The sequence below is a fragment of the Streptomyces auratus genome, from assembly GCF_050433025.1.
In the GTDB taxonomy this organism is placed as follows: Bacteria; Actinomycetota; Actinomycetes; order Streptomycetales; family Streptomycetaceae; genus Streptomyces; species Streptomyces sioyaensis.
This window is the reverse complement of sequence record NZ_JBNGCB010000001.1, coordinates 3,981,539-3,999,894: the sequence shown is the minus strand read 5'-3', so window position 1 is coordinate 3,999,894 and position 18,356 is coordinate 3,981,539. Positions and strand designations below refer to the sequence as shown.

At 73.6% G+C, this 18,356-nt stretch carries 17 protein-coding genes; 13 read left to right on the top strand and 4 right to left on the bottom strand.

Annotated elements, in window-relative coordinates; all coding sequences use genetic code 11:
- The first annotated feature begins 77 nt into the window (after positions 1–77).
- The 12 genes from BKA18_RS17355 to BKA18_RS17300 all read left to right on the top strand — a co-directional run bounded on the left by BKA18_RS17355 (position 78) and on the right by BKA18_RS17300 (position 13,117).
- Positions 78–1,802 (top strand): polyamine aminopropyltransferase, encoded by a 1,725-nt coding sequence (locus tag BKA18_RS17355; RefSeq protein ID WP_366046999.1) that lies wholly within the window; start codon positions 78–80, stop codon positions 1,800–1,802.
- 132 nt (positions 1,803–1,934) lie between these two features.
- A complete protein-coding gene (locus BKA18_RS17350) occupies positions 1,935–2,864 on the top strand; it encodes an SRPBCC family protein (protein WP_366047000.1) in 930 nt (309 codons plus the stop codon).
- 85 nt (positions 2,865–2,949) lie between these two features.
- Positions 2,950–3,843 carry an aldose epimerase family protein gene (locus BKA18_RS17345; RefSeq protein ID WP_366047001.1) on the top strand — a complete coding sequence of 298 codons (894 nt, stop codon included), beginning with the start codon at positions 2,950–2,952 and terminating at the stop codon, positions 3,841–3,843.
- A 10-nt stretch (positions 3,844–3,853) separates the two neighbouring features.
- On the top strand, positions 3,854–4,396 hold the full coding sequence (gene pyrE / locus BKA18_RS17340; RefSeq protein WP_006604647.1) for an orotate phosphoribosyltransferase: 543 nt from the start codon (positions 3,854–3,856) through the stop codon (positions 4,394–4,396).
- Positions 4,397–4,612: 216 nt separating this feature from the next.
- Positions 4,613–5,635, top strand: a complete 1,023-nt coding sequence (gene fbaA, locus BKA18_RS17335; protein ID WP_006604648.1) for a class II fructose-bisphosphate aldolase — start codon at positions 4,613–4,615, stop codon at positions 5,633–5,635.
- A gap of 93 nt (positions 5,636–5,728) precedes the next feature.
- Entirely contained in the window at positions 5,729–7,306 is a 1,578-nt protein-coding gene (locus BKA18_RS17330; protein ID WP_366047002.1) for an MFS transporter, read from the top strand.
- Between the two features lie 69 nt (positions 7,307–7,375).
- Positions 7,376–7,789, top strand: a complete 414-nt coding sequence (locus BKA18_RS17325; RefSeq protein ID WP_006604650.1) for a DUF3151 domain-containing protein — start codon at positions 7,376–7,378, stop codon at positions 7,787–7,789.
- Positions 7,790–8,014: 225 nt separating this feature from the next.
- The gene (locus tag BKA18_RS17320; protein WP_366047003.1) at positions 8,015–8,917 is read left to right on the top strand and encodes a tryptophan 2,3-dioxygenase family protein; all 903 of its coding nucleotides are present in this window, start codon (positions 8,015–8,017) and stop codon (positions 8,915–8,917) included.
- Complete coding sequence (kynU, locus tag BKA18_RS17315; RefSeq protein ID WP_366047004.1) at positions 8,910–10,247, top strand: kynureninase; 1,338 nt, start codon at positions 8,910–8,912, stop codon at positions 10,245–10,247. The genes BKA18_RS17320 and kynU overlap by 8 nt, the downstream gene beginning before the upstream one ends.
- On the top strand, positions 10,244–11,026 hold the full coding sequence (locus tag BKA18_RS17310; protein WP_366047005.1) for an alpha/beta hydrolase family protein: 783 nt from the start codon (positions 10,244–10,246) through the stop codon (positions 11,024–11,026). The genes kynU and BKA18_RS17310 overlap by 4 nt, the downstream gene beginning before the upstream one ends.
- A 115-nt stretch (positions 11,027–11,141) precedes the next feature.
- The gene (locus BKA18_RS17305) at positions 11,142–12,464 is read left to right on the top strand and encodes a sensor histidine kinase (protein ID WP_366047069.1); all 1,323 of its coding nucleotides are present in this window, start codon (positions 11,142–11,144) and stop codon (positions 12,462–12,464) included.
- On the top strand, positions 12,461–13,117 hold the full coding sequence (locus tag BKA18_RS17300; RefSeq protein WP_006604655.1) for a response regulator: 657 nt from the start codon (positions 12,461–12,463) through the stop codon (positions 13,115–13,117). Before BKA18_RS17305 ends, BKA18_RS17300 begins: the two co-directional genes overlap by 4 nt.
- A 176-nt stretch (positions 13,118–13,293) precedes the next feature.
- Here the strand turns inward: BKA18_RS17300 and BKA18_RS17295 are convergent, their stop codons facing one another.
- The 3 genes from BKA18_RS17295 to BKA18_RS17285 all read right to left on the bottom strand — a co-directional run bounded on the left by BKA18_RS17295 (position 13,294) and on the right by BKA18_RS17285 (position 16,618).
- The gene (locus BKA18_RS17295) at positions 13,294–13,758 is read right to left on the bottom strand and encodes a BP74-related protein (RefSeq protein ID WP_366047006.1); all 465 of its coding nucleotides are present in this window, start codon (positions 13,756–13,758) and stop codon (positions 13,294–13,296) included.
- 290 nt (positions 13,759–14,048) lie between these two features.
- Positions 14,049–15,689 carry an ABC transporter permease gene (locus BKA18_RS17290; protein WP_366047007.1) on the bottom strand — a complete coding sequence of 547 codons (1,641 nt, stop codon included), beginning with the start codon at positions 15,687–15,689 and terminating at the stop codon, positions 14,049–14,051.
- Positions 15,686–16,618, bottom strand: a complete 933-nt coding sequence (locus BKA18_RS17285) for an ABC transporter ATP-binding protein (RefSeq protein WP_366047008.1) — start codon at positions 16,616–16,618, stop codon at positions 15,686–15,688. Before BKA18_RS17285 ends, BKA18_RS17290 begins: the two co-directional genes overlap by 4 nt.
- A 92-nt stretch (positions 16,619–16,710) precedes the next feature.
- On the opposite strand from BKA18_RS17285, the gene BKA18_RS17280 reads away from it, so the two are divergent.
- Entirely contained in the window at positions 16,711–17,268 is a 558-nt protein-coding gene (locus BKA18_RS17280) for a GbsR/MarR family transcriptional regulator (protein WP_366047009.1), read from the top strand.
- A 15-nt stretch (positions 17,269–17,283) separates the two neighbouring features.
- Here BKA18_RS17280 and BKA18_RS17275 read toward each other — a convergent pair whose 3' ends face one another.
- Positions 17,284–18,291, bottom strand: coding sequence for a diacylglycerol kinase family protein (locus tag BKA18_RS17275; protein WP_366047010.1), 1,008 nt, complete (start codon positions 18,289–18,291; stop codon positions 17,284–17,286).
- Between the last annotated feature and the right edge of the window lie 65 nt (positions 18,292–18,356).

Genomic DNA, 18,356 nt, shown 5'->3' with positions numbered 1-18,356 from the left:
CAACTGGCGTCTGGGGCCCGCAGACTGTACTCGTGTGGGTGACGGAGAGGCACGGAATCGTCACGTAACGTTCACGCATGATCGACCCGCCAGAGCCCGCTCCCACCGGAGTCCTCGGGCCGCCGGAGGACCTGACACCGGCGCGGCTGCCCGTGCCGGCCGGTCTCGGCCGGCTGCTCGTCCTCGGCGTCGTCTTCGTCTGCGCCGCCTGCGGTCTGGTCTATGAGCTCGAACTCGTCGCCCTGGCCACGTACTTGGTGGGCGACTCCGTCACCCAGGCATCGGTCGTGCTGTCCGTCATGGTCTTCGCGATGGGGGTCGGTGCGCTGCTCGCCAAGCGGCTGCGGTGCCGGGCGGCGGTCGGCTTCGGGGCGGTCGAGGCGGGCCTTGCGCTGGTCGGCGGCGCCTCCGCGATGGCGCTCTACGCCTGCTTCGCATGGTTCGGCCAGTCCCGTTCCGCGCTCGTCGGCTTCTCCCTGGCCATCGGCATCCTGATCGGCGCGGAGGTGCCGCTGCTGATGACGCTGATCCAGCGGGTGCGCCGGCAGGACGCGGGCGGTGCGGTCGCCGACCTCTTCGCCGCGGACTATGTCGGTGCGCTCGTCGGCGGCCTGGCCTTTCCCTTCCTCCTGCTGCCGAGCTTCGGCCAGCTGACCGGCGCCCTGCTCACCGGCGGTGTCAACGCGGTGGCCGGCGGCGTGCTGGTGCTGTGGCTCTTCCGCCGCGATCTGACCGCCCGCGCCCGCTGGGCGCTGCTCGGCGCCAATGCCCTGGTCCTCGCGCTGCTGGCCACGGGCATGGTGCTGGCCACGCCGTTCGAACGGGCCGCCCGGCAGGCGGTGTACGGCTCCTCGGCGCGGGTGGCGGTGCAGACCGGCATCCAGGAGGTGGTGATGACCGGCGGCACGGGCGACGGAGCCGGTGCGGGGCAGGGGAGGAAAGGTTCCGGCGGGCCGCTTGCGCTGTATCTGGACGGCCGGCTGCGGGTCAGCGCGGAGACCGAGTTCCGCTACCACGAGGCGCTGGTGCATCCGGCGATGGCGGGCGGTCCGCACCACCGGGTGCTGGTCCTCGGTGGCGGCGACGGTCTCGCGGTGCGCGAGATCCTGCGCTATCGCTCGGTCCGTTCGGTGACCGTCGTCGAACTCGACCCGGGTGTCCTGCATTTGGCGCGGACCGACCCCGGCCTCTCCCGGCTCAACCGGCACTCGCTCAGCGACCCGCGGGTGCATGTGGTGACCGAGGACGCCTTCGACTGGCTGCGGGAGCGGGGGATGCGCGGCGGCGGCCGGCGGCCGGCTCCGTACGACGTCATCGTCTCCGATCTGCCCGACCCCGGGATCGCCGCGAGCACCAAGCTCTACTCCCAGGAGTTCTACGGCCTCGCGGCGCGGATGCTGGCCGGGGACGGGCGGCTGGTGGTGCACGCCGGGCCGCCGGTCGAGCGGGCGCGGCTGTATTGGACGGTGGAGGCCACCGTCCGGTCGGTGGGCCTGGCGACCGTGCCGTACCGCCTGCCCGGCCGGCCCGCGTCCTTCTACGGAGGCCCGGACCGCGCGGCGGACCCCCTGCCACTGGTGGACGCGGAGGTGCCCGCCGCCGCGCCCTCGGCCGGCCGGGGCCGCTACTGGGGCTTCGTCCTGGCCGCGCGGCACCGCCCGCGGTTCGGCCTGGCGCCCGACGCACCCCCGCTGGGGGGCCTCGGGCGTGAGGAACTGGAGGCCGGCCGGCGCGGGGTGGCCCGGGGCCGGATACCGGGGCTGCCGGCGTCGACGCTGATACATCCGCGCTATCTGGGTTGAGCGGGCGGCACCGGATCCGGGCGGTGCGGGGAGCGTGCGGGCGCGGGCCGGGGCGGGCCGATGCGGGCCGGTGCGCGGAAAACCTTGCGCGGGCGGGCACGGGTCCGGGCGCGCTGGGTAGGCTCCCATGTCATGGAGCATGAGGTGTACGTTCCGTTTCCCGTCGGGACCGTGCGGCAGGCGCTCACCGAGCCCGAGCGGGTGGCGCGCTGTGTCCCAGGAGTCCAGCTCGATGCCGAGGCGCTCCCCCGGCGCCCGGAGGGACGGCTGCGGCTGCGTATCGGAAGCTCCACCATCACCTATCGCGGCTCGCTGACGGTCGCCGCCGCGGACGCCGAACCCGGTGACGACGCCACGGCCGTGGTGGCCGTCGAGGCGAAGGGCGTCGAGTCGCGCGGTGACGGGGCAGCGGTGCTGTCCCTGACCCTGCGGCTGTTCCCGGCCACCGAGCCCGGTCCCGGTACGCGACTGGTCTGCGGCGGCACGGTCCACAGCGACGGCCGGCTCGCCGACGCCACCGACCAGTCCGCGGCGGCCGCCGGGCGCCGGCTGCTGGACCGCTTCGCGGAGCACCTGACGGAGGATCTGCGGCAGCGGCCGGTGGCGGAGGCGTCCGGGGAAGGCGGTCCGGCCGGTCCGGCGCCCGAGGGGCCCGACGCCGAGGTGCTGCCGCTGTCCCTGGATCCGCTCAGTGACGAGGACGCCCTCGGGACGGCGGACATCGGTGAGGTGGCCGGTGCCGAGGACCTCGATGCCGTCGAGGACCTCGACGCGGACGACGCGGCGGACGCCTTCCACGCCGCGCACGAGGCGCGCCCCGAGCATGCGTACGGCCATGACGAGGACGGGATCGCCCCCGCCGAGGCCGCGCATGCCCGCCGGACGATGATCGGGCGCAGCGCGGAGGAGGTCGATCACGCCCCGCCGCGCGGACGGTATGCGCCGGTGCCGGCGCCGGAGCCGAATGCCACCTCGATGACGCTGCGCTGGGCGGCGCCCGCCGCCGCGGTCGTGCTGGCGTCCGCCGTGGTCGTCGGCCGGGTGCTGCGCCGGCGCCGCTGACCTTGCTGTTCGCGGTCCGGGCGGCCGGTGGCGGGCCGCCCCGGCGTCCCGCGCCCGGTGCCGGGGCACCGCTAGGGTCGCTTCCGTGAGTACCGACAACACCACGCAGCGCGCAGCGCGGACCGAGGCGCCGGAGGGCGTACGGCTGGCCGCCGGAGACGCGGAAGTGATCGTCCGGCCGGACAACGGCTGCCGGATCGCCGGCCTTCGCGTCGGCGGGACGGAGCTGCTGCGGCAGGGCGACCATTACGGCTGCTTCCCGATGGTTCCGTGGTGCGGCAGGCTCGACCACGGGCAGTTCCGCAGCGGTGTCGCCCTCGGGGCGGGGGCGCACGGCGGTGGTGAATTGCACCAGATGCCGCTCGATGCCGCGCCGCACGCCATCCATGGCACCGGCCGCAACCTCCGCTGGCGGACGGCGCGTTCGAGCGCCACGGAGGCGGTCTTCACCTATGAGCTCACCGACCCGGCGGCTCCCTGGCCGTACCCGGGGCGGGTCACCCAGCTCGTCGAGCTCGCCGAGGATGGCGGCTCGCTCACCCTGACCATGGGCATCGAGACGATCGATGACTCCTTCCCCGCCCAGGCCGGCTGGCACCCCTGGTTCCTGCGGAACCTGGGCGAGGGCGGCGAGGACGTCCGCCTCGACTTCGCACCCGAGTGGCAGGAGGAGCGGGGCGAGGACCATCTCCCGACGGGCCGGCGGATCCCGCCGGCGCCGGGCCCCTGGGACGACTGCTTCGGTATGCCGCGGGGGGTCGAGGCCACGCTCACCTGGCCGGGCCGGCTGCAGCTGAAGATCAGCAGCCGTGCCGAGTGGGTGGTGGTCTACGACGAGCAGGAGGCCGCGGTCTGTGTCGAGCCGCAGTCCGGGCCGCCGAACGGCCTCAACACCATGCCGCGCCTGGTCACGCCCATCGACCCCCTGGAGATCTCCATGACCTGGAGCTGGCGGAGCCTGTCCGGGGAGACCGCATAAGCTCGTGCGTATGAGTGACGACGTGCGCGGTGCGCTGCTGCAGCAGATCAAGGACAAGGCCGTGGTGCACGGCAAGGTGACGCTTTCCTCCGGCAAGGAGGCCGACTACTACATCGACCTGCGCCGGATCACCCTGGACGGCGAGGCCGCGCCGCTGGTCGGGCAGCTGATGCTGGACCTGACCGCCGAGCTGGACTACGACGCGGTCGGCGGGCTCACGCTCGGTGCCGACCCGGTCGCCACCTCGATGCTGCACGCCTCCGCCGCGCGCGGCCGGCGGCTGGACTCCTTCGTCGTCCGCAAGGCGCAGAAGGCGCACGGTATGCAGCGCCGTATCGAGGGCCCGGACATCACGGGCCGCCGGGTCCTGGTCGTCGAGGACACCTCCACCACCGGCGGCTCGCCGCTGACCGCCGTCGAGGCGGCGCGGGAGGCGGGCGCCGAGGTCGTCGCGGTGGCGACGATCGTGGACCGGGGTGCCGCCTCGGCCATCGCCGAGGCCGGTCTGCCGTACCTCACCGGCTACCAGCTCGGTGATCTCGGCCTGGGCTGAGGGCCGGCCGAGCCCGCTCCGGCGTGCGTAACGGCTCTGAACTGCGGCTTTGCCGAGGGGCGGCTGGTTTCACGTGAAACCGGCCGCCCACTGTGCGAGACGGCCGGGCAGGCGATGCGGCCCAAACGGCCTCGTCTGGGAAGATGTGCTCGGCGAAGTCCTCGCCCCCTGGTCAGGGCCAAGAACGCACACCCCGCACACACAAGGAGCGGACAGATGCCCATCGCAACCCCCGAGGTCTACAACGAGATGCTGGACCGGGCCAAGGCAGGAAAGTTCGCCTACCCGGCCATCAACGTCACGTCGACGCAGACGCTGCACGCCGCGCTGCGTGGCTTCGCCGAGGCCGAGAGCGACGGCATCATCCAGATCTCCACCGGTGGTGCGGAGTTCCTGGGCGGCCAGTACAACAAGGACATGGTGACCGGCGCGGTCGCGCTCGCCGAGTTCGCGCACGTCGTGGCCGACAAGTACGACGTCACCGTCGCGCTGCACACCGACCACTGCCCCAAGGACAAGCTCGACGGCTACGTACGCCCGCTGCTGGACATCTCCGCGGAGCGCGTGGCCAAGGGCCAGAACCCGCTGTTCCAGTCCCACATGTGGGACGGCTCGGCCGAGAACCTGGCCGACAACCTGGCCATCGGCCAGGAGCTGCTCGCCAAGGCCGCCGCCGCCAAGATCATTCTTGAGGTCGAGATCACCCCGACCGGTGGCGAGGAGGACGGCGTCACCCACGAGATCAACGACGAGCTCTACACCACGGTCGACGACGCGCTGCGCACCGCCGAGGCGCTGGGCCTGGGCGAGAAGGGCCGCTACCTGCTCGCCGCTTCCTTCGGCAACGTCCACGGCGTCTACAAGCCGGGCAACGTCGTGCTCCGCCCCGAGCTGCTGAAGGACCTGCAGGAGGGCGTCGGCGCCAAGTACGGCAAGTCCGCCCCGTTCGACTTCGTCTTCCACGGCGGCTCCGGCTCCACCGAGCAGGAGATCGCCACCGCGCTGGAGAACGGCGTGGTCAAGATGAACCTGGACACCGACACCCAGTACGCCTTTACCCGCCCGGTCGCGGACCACATGTTCCGCAACTACGACGGTGTGCTGAAGGTCGACGGCGAGGTCGGCAACAAGAAGACCTACGACCCGCGCAGCTGGGGCAAGCTGGCCGAGGCCGGCATGGCCAAGCGCGTCACCGAGGCCTGCACCCACCTGCGCTCCGCCGGCACCAAGATCAAGTAGTCCGTCCCTTACGGGTCCGAAGGCCCCGCATCTCATGGAGAGATGCGGGGTCTTCGCCGTGCAGAGCGCCCTGTCGGCGGGCAAGCTCGCGGTATGAGTGCACGGCAGGAGTCCCCGGCCCCCGGCGGCGTCCGGCTCACCTCGGCACAGGGCCGGTGGGTGCTGGCGACGGCCGTGCTGGGGTCCGGCATGGCGATGCTCGACAGCACCGTCGTCAATGTCGCCCTGCCCAGGATCGGCGAGGACCTCAACGCCGATCTGGCCGTGCTCCAGTGGACGGTCACCGCCTACATGCTCACCCTCTCCTCGCTGATCCTGCTGGGCGGTGCGCTCGGCGACCGGTTCGGCCGGCGCCGGGTGTTCGTGATCGGCGTGGTGTGGTTCGCCGCGGCCTCGCTGCTGTGCGGGCTCGCGCCGCATGCCGGGGTGCTGATCGCGGCCCGGGCGCTGCAGGGCGTCGGCGGTGCGCTGCTCACCCCCGGGTCGCTGGCGCTGATCCAGGCGGTCTTCCACCCGGACGACCGGGCGCGGGCGGTCGGCGCCTGGTCCGGGCTCGGCGGGGTGGCCGCGGCCGTCGGCCCGTTCATCGGTGGCTGGCTGGTGGACGGCGCCGGCTGGCGCTGGGTGTTCTTCCTGAACGTGCCGCTGGCGGCGGTGTGCGTGCCGGTGGCGCTGCGGCACGTACCGGAGACCCGGGAGCGGGACGCCCGCGAGCGCCGTGGCTTCGATGTGCCGGGCGCGGTGCTGGGGGCGCTGGCGCTGGCCGGGGTGACCTATGCGCTGATCGCCGCGCCGGGCGGGGGCGCGTCGCCGGGCGTGATCCTGCCCGCCGTCATCGGGGTGCTGCTCGGGGCGCTCTTCCTCCATGTCGAACGGCGGCGCCCGGATCCGATGCTGCCGCCGGCCATCTTCGGGATCCGGCTGTTCTCCGCGGTCAACGCGGTCACCGTGTGCGTCTACGCCGCGTTCGGCGGGTTCTTCTTCCTGGCCGTGCTCCAGCTCCAGGTCGTGGTGGGCTACTCCGCGCTGCAGGCCGGTACGGCGCTGCTGCCCACGACCGTGCTGATGCTGCTGCTGTCCGCCCGCTCCGGGGCACTGGGGCAGCGCATCGGGCCCCGGATACCGCTCACCGTCGGGCCGCTGCTGTGTGCCGCGGGGATGCTGCTGATGACGCGGGCGGGCCGCGGCGCCTCGTACCTCACCGACGTGCTGCCCGCGCTGGTGGTGCTGGGCGCGGGGATGGTGACGCTGGTCGCGCCGCTCACCTCGACCGTGCTGGCGTCGGTGGACGTGGACCGGGCGGGCCTGGCCAGCGGCATCAACAATGCGGCGGCCCGGGCGGCGAGCCTGGTGGCGGTCGCCGCGCTGCCGCTGCTGGCGGGCATCGGCCCGGAGGCCTACCGCTCGGCGGACGAGTTCGGGGCGGCCTTCCGGCGGGCGATGCCGCTGTGTGCCGGGATCCTGGTGGTCGGCGCGCTGATCGCCTGGCTGACGGTGCGCGCCCCGGCGCTGCGGGCCGCCGAGCCGGCCCCCGCGGAGCGGTGTCACCCGGAGTGCGTCTACCACTGCGGAGTGAGTGCACCGCCGCTGGATCCGGGCGAGGCCCGGGCCCTGGAGGCGGAGCGGCCGCCGGGCGGCGAGGAGCCGGCGGGCGGAAGCAGCAGCCGGTGAGCCGCCGCGGACCCCCGTCTGATCCCGGCCGGTCCCACCCCGCCCCCGCGACCAGGCAGACTGGGAGACATGGCCATTCACGAGAACCTCCTCGGGGGACCGCCCCCGACCCATCTGCCCGACGACCCCGAACCCCGCGAGATGCTCGCCGCGGGCACGGCGCCGTCCGACGTCGCCGCGAAGTACCCGGCCTCCTCCCTGGCCTGGGCGCAGCTGGCGGACGACGCGTTCGAGGGGGGCCGGGTCGTCGAGTCGTACGCGTACGCCCGCACCGGCTACCACCGCGGTCTGGACGCGCTGCGCCGGGCCGGCTGGAAGGGCCACGGCCCGGTGCCGTTCGAGCACGAGCCCAACCGCGGCTTCCTGCGGGCGCTGCACGCCCTCGCCCGCGCCGCCCAGGCGATCGGCGAGCAGGAGGAGTACGAGCGCTGCTCGACCTTCCTGCGGGACTCCTCGCCGACCGCGGCCGACACCCTCACCTGACGCCCGCCGCGGTCCTCCGGCGGTTTCCGGGGGAGCCCCGCCCGCCGGGGCACCGGGTACGACCGAGGGCCGGCCGCGTGATCGCAGCCGGCCCTTGCGCGGTCGCTGTCCAGCACCGATGATTTCAGTGGGCCGGGCCATCCCGAGCCCGAGGGGACCGGGGCTCCCGAGCCGACGAGGAAGGGGCGGACCGCTACCCGGTAGTTCGCACCTGAGGAGTCCCTCATGTCGCAGCCGTCTCCCATAGATCCCGCGAACAGCGCGGCGAGTGCACCCGCCGGTCCCGTACCGGCCGATGCCGAGTCCGACCCGCCGTTCGCCCCCGATCTCAGCATCGGCTCCAGCAGCACGACCCCGTACGAGGACTATGTCCAGGCGGACGTCCTCACCCATCTGCAGCACCCGCTCTCCGACGACCCCGGCGAGATGGTCTTCCTGGTCACCACCCAGGTCATGGAGCTGTGGTTCACGGTCATCGTCCATGAGTGGCGCACCGCGGCCGAGGCGCTGCGCCGCGACGACCTGACGGTGGCCCGGGACGCGCTCCGCCGCTCCACCTACGAGCTGGAGGCGCTGAACGCCGCCTGGAAGCCGCTCGCCCGGCTGACCCCGGCGCAGTTCAACGCCTACCGCAGCGCACTCGGTGAGGGCTCCGGATTCCAGTCCGCGATGTACCGGCGGATGGAGTTCCTGCTCGGCGAGAAGTCCGCGTCCATGCTGGTGCCGCACCGTGGCGCGCCGCGCGAGCTCGCCGAGCTGGAGAAGGCCCTCCAGGAGCCGAGCCTGTGGGACGAGGTGCTGGGGCTGCTCGCCCGCCGCGGCTACCCGGTCCCGGAGGCCGTGCTGCGGCGGGACCCGGCGCTGCGCTACGAACCGGACCCGGGCGTCGAGGCCGTCTGGGCCGAGATCTACGACGGCCCGCAGGAGTCGGACCTCGTCCGGCTCGGCGAGGCGCTGACCGATGTCGCCGAGCTGGTCTGGCGCTGGCGCAACGACCATCTCGTCGCGACCCGGCGGGCCATGGGCGCCAAGATGGGCACCGGCGGCTCCGCGGGCGTGGCCTGGCTGGAGAAGCGGGCCCGCAAGAATGTCTTCCCCGAGCTGTGGACGGCGCGCAGTCATGTCTGAGACTCCTGGATTCCCTGCCGCCGCCGCCCGCCCCGGGTCCGCCGGCGCCCGTGAACAGGTCGCCCGTGCCGCGGAGTTGGACGCCGCCGACCCGCTCGCCGCGATCCGCGACCGCTTCGTCCTCGACGCCGCGCCGGACGAGGCCTCGGGCGGCGCCGGTGTCTATCTCGACGGCAACTCCCTCGGTGCGCTGCCCCGTGCGGTGCCCGGCCGGATCGCCGATGTCATCGCCCGCGAGTGGGGTGAGCTGCGTATCCGGTCGTGGACCGAGTCGGGCTGGTGGACCGCGCCGGAGCGGATCGGCGACAAGATCGCGCCGCTGATCGGGGCGGGACCGGGCCGGGTGGTGGTCGGCGACTCGACCAGCGTCAACATCTTCAAGGCCGTGGTCGGCGGGGTCCGCATGGCCGGCAAGGGCTGCACGGAGATCCTCGTCGATGCCACGACCTTCCCCACCGACGGCTATATCGCCCGGTCCGCGGCCCGGATGACCGGCCTCGCGGTACGCCCGGTCGAACCCGGCGGCATCGCCGACGAGGTCACCGAGCGGACCGCGCTGGCGCTGGTCAACCACGTCGACTACCGCACCGGCCGGCTCAACGACCTGCCGGGCATCACCCACGCACTGCACTCCGCGGGCGCGCTCGCCGTCTGGGACCTGTGCCACAGCGCCGGTGCGCTGCCGGTCGGCCTCGATGCGCACCACGTCGACCTCGCCGTCGGTTGTACGTACAAGTACCTCAACGGCGGCCCGGGTTCGCCCGCCTACCTCTACATCCGCGAGAGCCTCCAGGAGCGGTTCGAATCGCCGCTGCCGGGCTGGAACTCCCACGCCGATCCGTTCGCGATGGACCCGGGCTACACCCCCGCCGACGGCATTTCGCGCGCCCGGGTCGGCACCCCCGACATCCTCTCGCTGCTCGCGCTGGAGGCGGCGCTGGAGGCCTGGGACGGGGTGTCCATCGAGGCCGTACGCACCAAGAGCCTGGCCCTGACGGACTTCTTCCTGGCGTGCGTGCAGGCCTATGTGCCGCCGGACCTGGTCCGCTCCCTGACGCCGCAGGCGCACGAGCGGCGCGGCAGCCAGGTGTCGCTGGCGTGCTCCCCCAAGCTCGGCTCGTCGTTCGGGCGGGGCGGCACCCCCGTCGCCGGCCAGGTCATGGACGAGCTGATCCGGCGCGGGGTGGTCGGCGACTTCCGCCACCCCGATGTGCTGCGCTTCGGCTTCACCCCGCTCTACACCTCCTTCGCGGACGCGGAGCGGGCGGCGTGGGTGCTGGGTGAGGTGCTGCGGGCGCTGCCCGGGGTGTCGTCCGGGGACGGCGGGTGACGGTCGCGGACGAGGAGCCGGCGCTGCTGGGGCTGGCCCCGGTGGCGCCGGACCGGACGGTGGCCTACGGGCCGCATCCGGACCAGCTCGTCGACCTGTATGTGCCGCGGGCGGGCGGCGGTGCGCCGGCGCCCGGCCCGCTGGTCGTCCTGCTGCACGGCGGCTTCTGGCGCGCGGCCTACGACCGCCGCCATCTGTCGCCGCTCGCCGCGGAGCTGGCCGGGCGCGGGCTGCTGGTCGCGCTCGCGGAGTACCGCAGGGTCGGCGCGGGCGGCGGGGCGCCGCAGACGTTCGAGGACGTCACGGCCGGCATCGACGCGGCGTGCGCGGCCCTGGCGGGGGCCTCGGCGGACCCGTCCCCCGTCCTCGTCGGCCACTCCGCGGGCGGCCACCTCGCGCTGCTCGCCGCCGCCCGCCCGGACACCCCCGTGACCCGGGTGCTGGCCGTCTCCCCGGTCGCCGACCTCGCCCGCGCCCATGCGCTGGGGCTGAGCGACGGTGCGGTCGGCGAGCTGCTCGGCGCGGGGCCCGGCTTCCCGGAACGCCTCGCCGCGGCCGACCCCGCGCGCCATCCGCCCGCCGCCGTCCCGGTCACGATCCTGCACGGCACCGACGACCCGGACGTCCCGCTCGACCTCTCCCGCCGCTACGCCGCACAGAGCCCCGCCACCACTGTGCTGCGCGAGCTGCCGGGCGTCGGTCACTACGCCCCCGTCACTCCCGGCAGCCCCAGTTGTAACGTTCTGGTCGGGCTCGTGTGTCGGCCGTCTAGTACCTGAGGCGGACGCCGGCAGATCCCCACTGGTGAGGACGCCCAAGGGCGCGCGGTTGCTTACCGTTGTCAGCGTGAATGACACGACCCAGACGCAGGGCACCCTGCGATCGGAGGCCCGGATGGCGCACGGCGCGCTGCACCGGCTGCGCCAGGACCTGTTCGTCGACGCCTTCGCGTTCCGCCCGATGCCACCGTTGGAGGACGCCAAGGTGTCCCGGTGGGTGCCGTGGCTGCCGGAACGGCTGCGGCACTGGACGCGCTGGCTGCCGCACTTCACCGTCGGCTTCTTCTCGATGTGCGTCTTCCTGGCGACCCTCACCGGCGGCTCCGGCATCGGTGCGGTGCGCGGCATCCTGATCACCGGCTTCAGCGCGCTGGTCGCCGCGGGGCCGATGCTCACGCTCTTCCGCCCGGTGGGCGCCTACTGGCTGTCGCTGTCCGCGGTCGTGGTGTCGGTGGCCGCCTATGTGGGCTTCTCCTCCCCGTTCGCCAGCATCTTCTCGGGCAGCGCCTTCGTCACCCATCTCGCCGTGATGGTGCTCGTGGTGCTGCGCACCCGGCCCCGGCTGGCCATCGAGATGTGGCTGGTCACCTTTGCCCTGGCGGCCGTGCTGACGGCGGTGTTGGGCAGGGACCCCGGTGATCTGCCGCCGGTCGCGTTCTTCTGTGGTGTGGTGCTGGTCTCCGCCGCCGCGGTGCGCGCCTGGCGCGAGGAGCGCCGGCAGGTCGTCGAGACCCGGACGGTCACCGCCGAGGAGCGCGGCCGGCGCACGCTGCTGGAGGAGCGTGCCCTGATCGCCCGCGAGCTGCACGACGTGGTGGCCCACCACATGTCCGTGATCGCCATCCAGGCCGAGGCCGCTCCGTACCGCGTGGAGAACACCCCGCCCGAACTCGCCACGTCCTTCGCGACGATCCGCGAGAACGCCGTCGCCGCGCTGACCGAGCTGCGCCGCATCCTGGGCGTGGTCCGCTCCGCGGACCCGGATGCCTTCGCCGAGGGCGACCCGGAGGCGCCGCAGCCCACGCTCGCCACCCTCGACTCGCTGCTCGACAGCGTCCGCAGTGCCGGGCTGAACGTCGAGGCCGTGGTCACCGGGGCGCCCCGGCCGCTGCCGCAGGGCGTGGAGCTGTCCGCATACCGGATCGTGCAGGAGGGGCTGAGCAACGCGCTGCGGCACTCGCCGGGTGCCGATGCCCGGGTGGAGATCTCCTACGTCCTGGGGGGCCTCGGCCTGCGGATCGTCAACGGCCCGCCCAGCCGCCTCGCCAAGCCGTCCCCGGGGGCGGGGCACGGTGTGCTGGGCATGCGCGAGCGGGTACAAATGCTGGGCGGTGAGATGACCGCCGACCACACCGAGGACGGCGGCTTCGAGGTCGCGGCGTTCATTCCGGTGGGGAGTGCGGCGGGCGAGGCCGCGACAGGGGGAAGCAAGGCATGATCCGCGTACTGATCGTCGACGACCAGGTGATGGTCCGCGAGGGCTTCTCCGTCCTGCTCAACGCCATGCCGGACATCGAGGTCGTCGGTGAGGCCGTCGACGGCCGCCAGGCGGTGCAGAAGGTCGGGGTCCTGCGGCCCGATGTCGTCCTGATGGACATCCGGATGCCGGAGATGAACGGCCTGGAGGCGACCCGCGAGATCGTGGCCGCCGACGCGGACGCCAAGGTGCTCGTCCTGACCACCTTCGACCTGGACGAATACGTCTACCAAGCGCTGCGCTCCGGGGCGAGCGGCTTCCTGCTCAAGGACGCCTCGGCCGGCCAGCTCGCCGAGGGCGTACGGATCGTCGCCTCCGGCGAGGCGCTGCTCGCCCCCACCGTCACCAAGCGGCTGATCTCCGAATTCTCTCGGCTGGGCACCCCGCGCGCCCCGGCCCAGGAACGCATCGCCGACCTGACGGAACGGGAGACCGAGGTCCTGGTGCTGGTCGCCCAGGGCCTGTCGAACGGTGAGATCGCCGAGCATCTGGTCGTCGCCGAATCCACGGTGAAGACGCATGTCAGCCGCATCCTGGTGAAGCTGGGGCTGCGGGACCGCACCCAGGCGGCGGTGTTCGCGTACGAGGCGCGGCTGGTGACTCCGGGAGGCTGAGGGCCGCCGCCCCGGCGGGGACCCCGCCCGGGAGCCGTGGGCGGGGCAGGCCGGCGGCCCGGATCAGGGGCCGATGGCGTGTCCGCAAACTCCCGCCCGGCCCGCGGCGTCTGGCGCGCACGCTCACGCCGCGGGCCCCGCCCTTCGGGCGGACGACGGGACTTTGCGGACACGGCCTACGGCTGGGGCACCTCCCGCACGAGTGACGAGCTCCAGGGGCACCAGATCAGCCCGGGCAGGAACGGGCCGCCGGCCTCGTCGAGATGGTCTTCGACATAGGGGGTGGTGGCGTCACAGACCTCGATGGCGAAGTCGAAGAAGTCGATCGTTTCCGGGCGGAGATGGAAGCTCCAGCGCATGTTGTACGGGGCGGGGCGCTTCTCGATCCGGCCGATGACATGCGGCTCCGAGCTGGTCGCTCCGCTCAGCAGCTCCCGGGCGTGCTGGATCTTGCGGGGGTCGGTGAGCTTGATGACGAACTCCGCATGCGTGATGTCGGTCATCACGAAGTAGGCCGCGGAGTCGGTGTCGGTGCGCCGGGCGGTGTCGGTCGCCTGCTGTCCCCGGGCGGGCCCGGCCGCGGTGACGGCCAGCAGCGCCGCCGCCGCGAGCATGACGATCCTGGTGCTGATGCGTCGCATGGTCCCCTCCGATGCCGCGGGCCGTGGCACGACCGCGCATACGGAAAGTAACAAGACGATCACCCTGAGCTCTAGAGTTACTGTGGGTTATCGCACCGTCAGGTGAAATGGCGCAGGGTGACTGGCCATCGGGTCCGCGCTGTGCTGCCGACGCAGGGCGGCACCCGGCATCCACACCCTGTGGATGCCCGCGCGCCGCCCCGTTTCCGCGCGTGCAAGTGCGCCGCCGGAGTCCGCTACAGCTCCGGCGGCGCACGGATGCGGGGGCGGCCGGGGCCGGCCGCCCGGGATCAGCCGAGGTCGCGTCGGCGTACGCCCACCAGACCGGCGGCGGTGAAGAGGGCGGAGAGCGCCAGCAGCCAGAGGAACGGGGCCGCGGTGGCGTCCGCGCCGGGCAGCTTGGGGAGATGGCTGTACGGGGAGAGATCCATCGCCCAGCGGGGGAAATCGAGGGAGGGGCCGACCCAGCCGAGGGTCAGGCAGCCGCCGACCAGGGCCCAGACGGCGGGGGTGGCCCGGGGGAGCAGGCCGAAGACGAGGACCGCCAGGCCGGTGAGCGTCCAGACGGCCGGGGCCTGGGCGAGGGCGGCGGCCAGGACCCGGCCCGTCCGGCCGCCGGGGTCGCCGGCCGAGAGGTCGTAGGAGACGCCCAGGGCCAGACCGCCGAAGGCCAGGATGACGGCGCTGCCCCCGTAGGCGAGGGCCAGATGACCGGCCGTCCAGCGGAGCCGGCTCACCGCGCCGGCCAGCACCGGCTCGGCCCGCCCAGCGGTCTCCTCGCCGTGCAGCCGCAGCACCGCGCCCACCGCGTAGAGCGCGGCGACCATGCCGAGCATGCCGGCCATCGTGGCCAGGAAGGCGTCGGTCAGGCTCTGCTGACCGCCCATCCGCGCGAAGATCTCGCGGGTCCGTTCATTGCCGCCGACCAGGTCGGCGGCGCCCTTGGCGATACCGCCGAAGAGTCCGCCGGCACACACGAAGCCGAGCGTCCAGCCCCCCAGGGCGGTGCGCTGGAGCCGCCAGGCCAGGCCGAAGGGGCCGCTCAGGGAGCGGGGTGCGGCGGCCGGGCCGGGGCGGGCGGGCAGAAAGCTCATCCCGAGGTCGCGGCGGGCGGTCAGGGCGTAGGCGACGGAGCCGGCCAGGGCGGTCGCCGCCAGGAACAGCAGGACGAGCCACCAGCGTTCGCCGGCGTAGGCGCGCAGGTTCTGCGACCAGCCGATCGGCGAGATCCAGGTGAGCGGGGAGGTGGCGTCGGCGGTGGCGGTGTCGCCCGCGGCGCGCAGCGCGAAGGCGAGGCCGAGCGCGGCGCCGGTCAGACCCTTGGCGAGCCGTGCGCTCTCGGTGAGTTGGGCGGCGATCGCGGCCAGTGTGGCGAACAGCATGCCGGTGCCGCCGATGGCGAGGCCGAGCGCGAGCGAACCGGCGGCCGGCCGCCCGGAGCCGGCCAGGCCGCCCGCGATCACCACGGCGAGCGCGGCGTTGGCGGTCAGCGCCGTCAGCAGGGCCGCGGTCAGCGGGGCGCGACGGCCGACCATGGCGGCACAGAGCAGCTCCTGACGCCCCGTCTCCTCCTCCTCGCGGGTGTGCCGTACCACGATCAGCAGGCTCATCACGGCGGCGAGGACGGCGCCGAAGCCGGCCATCCGCCAGGCGATCAGCCCGCCGACGGAGTCGCCGAAGACCGGCCCGTACAGCGCGCGCATCGAGCCGTTGCCGTTCATCGAGGCGGCCAGTGCGGCGCGCCGGCCGGCGGTGTCGTAGAGCGACTCGAAGGACGAGCCGGTGCCGGTGACGACCAGGCCGAGGCCCAGGACCCACGCCGGGATCAGTACCCGGTCGCGGCGCAGGGCCAGGCGCAACAGGGGCCCGGTGCCCGCCAGTTGGCGTGCACGCGCGGCGGGGGCGGACAGGGGTGCGGCCACGGTGGTCATCGTGCGATCGCCTCACTGCGGGCGTCGTCCTGGTAGTGGCGCAGGAACAGCTCTTCCAGGGTGGGTGGGGTGCTGGTGAGGCTGCGGACGCCGGAGGTGCCGAGCGAGCGGAGCACGGCGTCGAGCTTGTCGGTGTCGACCTGGAACGTGACGCGCTGCCCCCGGAGCTCCAGCCCGTGGACGCCGGGGAGGGTGGCCAGGCCGTTGGGTGCGCCGGCCAGTTCGGCGACGACCGACGTACGGGTCAGATGCCGCAGTTCCCCCAGCGAGCCGGATTCGACGGTCCGTCCGTTGCGGATGATGCTGACGCGGTCGCAGAGCGCCTCGACCTCGGACAGCACATGGCTGGAGAGCAGAACGGTGCGCCCGCGGTCGCGCTCCTCGGCGACGCAGTTCTGGAAGACCTCCTCCATCAGCGGGTCGAGGCCGGAGGTCGGCTCGTCGAGGATGAGCAGCTCGACATCGGGGGCGGAGGCGAAGGCGGCGACCAGGGCGACCTTCTGCCGGTTGCCCTTGGAGTACGTCCGCCCCTTCTTGGTGGGGTCGAGTTCGAACCGCTCCAGGAGCTCGGCCCGGCGCGCGGTGTCCAGCCCTCCGCGCAGCCGCCCGTAGAGGTCGATGACCTCGCCGCCCGAGAGATTGCGCCACAGGGTGACGTCACCGGGGACGTAGGCGATACGGCGGTGCAGTTCGACGGCGTCCTGCCAGGGGTCCCTGCCCAGCAGCCGGGCGGTGCCGCCGTCGGCCCGCAGCAGACCGAGCAGGACGCGGATCGTCGTGGACTTCCCGGCGCCGTTGGGGCCGAGGAAGCCGTGTACCTCACCGGCCCCGACCCGCAGATCGAGGCCGTCCAGCGCGTGGGTGCGGCCGAACGACTTGTGCAGCCCTTCGACCCGGATCGCGGGAGCGGGAGAGAGTGCCGTGGTCATGATTTCGAAGGTACGCTAGATTCACAAATTTGTGAAGCTAAGAAACCATATAAAGTTGAGGGGCGGTTCTGATCAGGGGAGATGATGCGGATATGAGCGAGCAGCCACAGCAGAGCGCGGACCGGACCGCTGACGTCCGCCCGGACGGCGCCGACGCCACGCGCGATGCCGAGGCGGTCTCGCAGTTCGTCGAGCGCTTCGCCTCGCAACTGGTCGACGCCGGAATGCAGCGGATGTCCGCCCGGGTCTTCGCCTGTCTGCTGGCCTCCGACTCCGGTGTGCTGACCTCCGCCGAACTCGGCGAGCGCCTCCAGGTCAGCCCGGCCGCCGTCTCCGGCGCGATCCGCTATCTCTCCCAGGTCGACATGGTCAGCCGCGAGCGCGAGCCGGGCTCCCGCCGCGACCGCTACCGCGTGCACAGCGACCAGTGGTACGAGGCACTGGCCCGCCGCGACAACGTCCTCACCCGCTGGGAGGGCACCCTGCGCGACGGCGTCGCGAGCCTCGGCGAGGACTCGCCCGCGGGCCGCAGGATCGGCGAGACGCTGGTGTTCTTCGAGTTCCTGCAGAAGGAACTGACCGGGCTGCTCCAGCGCTGGCGCGAACACCGCGACCAGATGCGGGCCGACCTCGAAGACGCCGGCCGCTGAGCTGCCGGCCGGCGCTCAGCCCCGCGGCAGCTGCAGCCGCCAGGCCCCTGGCTGCACCGTCCACGTACGGGTCCGGACCGGCCCGCCGACCAGCGCATCCGCCCGGTAGTGGAAGTCCGCGCCGGACACCGTCACCGCGCGCGCCCGGGTCCGTACCGGCCGCGCGCCGCCCGGCCAGTGGACGATGACCTCGGCCAGCTCGCCGCCGTTCCCCGCCCCGGGGCCGGCCGTCCCGGGGCGGCCGCCCGGCACCACCGACACCCCGCGCACCGGCCGGTCCAGATCCGCCAGCAGCACGCCGTCCGCCTCGATCCGCAGCCGCTGCCCCGGCACCCGGGTGCGCCGCGTGCCCGCGCGCCCGCCGTCGCCGGACCGGGGGGCGGCCCAGCGCCCGGCCGCCGGTGCGCCCAGCAGCGACAGCGCCGTACGGGCGGTGCGCGCATACGGCTTCCACCAGGGGTGGTGCCCGTTGACCGCGTCCACCGGGCCGCCCTGCGCCGCCAGGGCATCCGCCGAATCCGCCGCGGCCACCGCGGACGACTGCTGGGGCACGGACACCCCGCGCCCCGCCCCGGTCGCCTCGCTGCCGCCCGGGATGCGCAGACTGCCCAGCACGATGCCGTCGCTGTCGTCCGTGAGCAGGTCCATCGGGCGCTCCCCGCCGTCCAGGACGGCACGGGCTGCGGCCACCGTGTCCGTCGGGATGCCCAGGGTGCGGCTCAGCGCGACGGCGGCCGGTGACCCGACCGGGACCATCGACAGCGGCACCCCGGCCAGCTCCCGCTCCTTGTGCAGCAGGCCCACCACGCGCAGCAGCGCCCGGTCGTCACCGATCACCACCGGCCGTCGCTGCCCGCGCCGGGCAAGCATCCGCGCGAATTCCTCCGGGCCCTCCGGAAGGCAGATTTTCGCCCCCGCGCCCGCGCACAGGACATCCTTCGCGATCCGTACGGCCTCGCCGTCGGTACTGCGGGCATCCGGGTCGATGACCACGAGCAGGGGGTACCCCCGAACGGAGTCCACGGGAGAGTGCCCAGAAGGCTGCGCCGACACCTCGGTCCTTCCTCAGGTAGCATCTCGGTGCAAGA